Here is a 2382-nt window from a genome sequence, read left to right as displayed (position 1 = left end):
CGGCGGATGATCGACAACAACTTGTTGCCCTCTGCCGGTTCCAAATCTCGCACGAACACACGCTCAGCCATCCACCAAGTCTGCGCGACCGGCACCGTCAAGTGGTGGACGCGCCACCACCAACGTTCCCAGTCACGGCACTAGAAACCCGGGAGCCTTCGATTCTCCGAGCGAAGATGGTGAATGCCACCGACGCAACGACGACACCCTGAAGCGCCGACTTGTATGGAAACATAGTACGGCTGTCTGGCCCGGTGTGTTCCGAGCGCGACGGTCCTTGTACCATCAGGCCTCCGGGCTACGTACGCAACTGTTGATCGTCGACAAGTTGCCGCAGGACAGCTACGAGCATTCCGTTCTCGATGAATTCGACAATCACACCCTCGCTGAACCTGTCGCTCCGAAAGATCGCCGTGGCAAGCCGGATCAGATCAACCGGTGCGGCACCTCGGAGACTGTCGACGTCGGGGTACCGATCCGGGTCGTACCAAGACACCCAATCGCAGTCCGTAACGACTCCCATCTCATAAACGAGTTCATGCAGTCTGCCAAGTTCATCGCCGTGCTCGGTCCAGCCCAACGAAATGACACCGTTCGCTGCTGTTTCCGGTGGGTGCACCGTATTGAGTTGCACAGTTCCAGTCTCGAACGCCACAACGAGTTCTTCAAGAGACTGCCACTGCGCTACGGACGCCCCCGCAAGTTGGGCAGTGATCTCATTCTTATCTGCCATGATCAGGAGTCTCCGACGAAGTGTCCGCTTCGGGCGGCGATGTCGGACTCGTTGCGCGTTCATTTGCGGAATCACACGAACCAGGAATCGGCCAGGTAAGGGTTGAGAGTGACGTGACGTCGAGGCCACAGGTCCTGGTGCCGAACGCACAATCGGGTTGACTACAGGCTCGAGTTCGGGTTGTTGGATGCATAAAAGTTTGCGAGTTTGCCGAGCACGATGCCAATCGTGGCGAAGAAAGCTGAGTTGATGCCAACCCCGATTCCCAGGCCGAGGTACGGACGCTCTTGGCTACTGAATCCGGTTTGGTCGGTTTGAAGCGCCAGGATGAGTCCGCCGATGACCCCCAGGATTCCAATGATGTACGAAAAGACGATCAATGCGTTGGCCCAACTCGCAAGGGACCCAACCGCCAAGGTCTTGGCCGACGACACCGCCGTCCCGCTGGAGGATCTAGAGGCATAAGCTCCTCGCAGGTTGACGGCGTACGCGACAAGTGCTTCGGCCTCCTCGACACTGTCCGGCTCGATCTCGAAACGTCTGCCGTCAACGACCACTGCCGAGTTGGTGCGGTCGATCGTGACGGCCTGTCTGACGGGGTCGCGTGCGATAAGTAGCCGGTTCATTCGGCCGGCTTGGTATACCTCGACGAATCCTGTTCCGCCGACGGCAAGGAATCCGTCTCTGGGTTCCTTGCCAACTTTGACTATTCGTAGAGGGACAAGTCTCGGAGGTTCGCTGGTCATACGACCCGAGATTAAACGATTTGCCAATCATTCGAGACGGTCTGTCGACTACCCGCGCTCACGCCCAGATCCAGCGCGTCCCTAAACGCCGGCTATGTGAGATGCGGGCCGCAGAACTGCTCACCCTTCTGAGGAGAGTTGTTGCACGGCTTGCCCTTCTTCGTTGTCGCCCTGCACTTTCCCAGCGTCGTTGCGTTGCCGACGGCGCCGCCAGCATCGATTGCTGGATCGGTGACGTGCTGCGAGAGGAAGGCCGTCGCGGAGTATCGGCACGCGCCATGGTGGTAGGTGGACTTCTTGTCGACAACGACAGAAGCGACAAGATCCCCGATCGCGAACGTGTGCCGGCAGGTGGCGCACATGCCGGCGTAGCGGGCCGCAAAGGTCGGCTCTTCACCTACGTCACCGAAGTCATCGTCGCCGCCACGTGCTCGGTCCCGGTTCATCTTGGCCACTGCCGCAGTCTCGCGCTGTGCCCGGTGAGGGCGCACACGAACCAGCGCATCGAGTCGTGAAATCTCAGCCGGACCGCCGCATCCACGATGAGCCACCACTGCTGGTACGTGCGCTGCTGTGTCAGATTGTCGGTTCGTGGGCACCCCACAACAGGGCAAACGTTCCTTGACACGGCACTAGTGGTCGACAGGCAACGTTTACCCGGTCTGCGACGTGCCACCAATCCGGCGATAGGCGTCACCCGTCGACGCTCAGCCGGCCGAGCACTATGGGTGCCCAGGGTGCGGAAGATGTGCCGATACGAGCGGTTTCGGTTGTATCGGAAGCCAGCGTTGATATGGGTGCTTCGGGCAGATGACGTCGCGTCCAGAGCGATCGCGTTTGGGCGGAGTCGTGGTCAGGTCTTTGCCTGGATGGTGAGCCGCTCGACGGGTTGACCGGTGACCT

Annotated in this window: 3 protein-coding genes; all 3 read right to left on the bottom strand. The window is 59.9% G+C overall.

The annotated features are described in order from the left end of the window. Positions 1–298 precede the first annotated feature (298 nt). Positions 299–733 (bottom strand): DUF6508 domain-containing protein, encoded by a 435-nt coding sequence (locus tag ACH2EI_RS00660; RefSeq protein ID WP_395157108.1) that lies wholly within the window; start codon positions 731–733, stop codon positions 299–301. 161 nt (positions 734–894) lie between these two features. Then, positions 895–1479: a hypothetical protein gene (locus tag ACH2EI_RS00655; RefSeq protein WP_395157110.1), complete on the bottom strand. Its 585-nt coding sequence runs from the start codon at positions 1477–1479 to the stop codon at positions 895–897. 92 nt (positions 1480–1571) lie between these two features. Beyond that, complete coding sequence (locus ACH2EI_RS00650) at positions 1572–1934, bottom strand: hypothetical protein (RefSeq protein ID WP_395157112.1); 363 nt, start codon at positions 1932–1934, stop codon at positions 1572–1574. Positions 1935–2382: the final 448 nt, after the last annotated feature.

The sequence above is a fragment of the Ilumatobacter sp. genome, from assembly GCF_041688325.1.
Classification (GTDB): Bacteria; Actinomycetota; Acidimicrobiia; order Acidimicrobiales; family Ilumatobacteraceae; genus Ilumatobacter_A.
The sequence above is the reverse complement of the archived record's forward strand: the minus strand, read 5'-3'. Positions and strand labels throughout refer to the sequence as shown.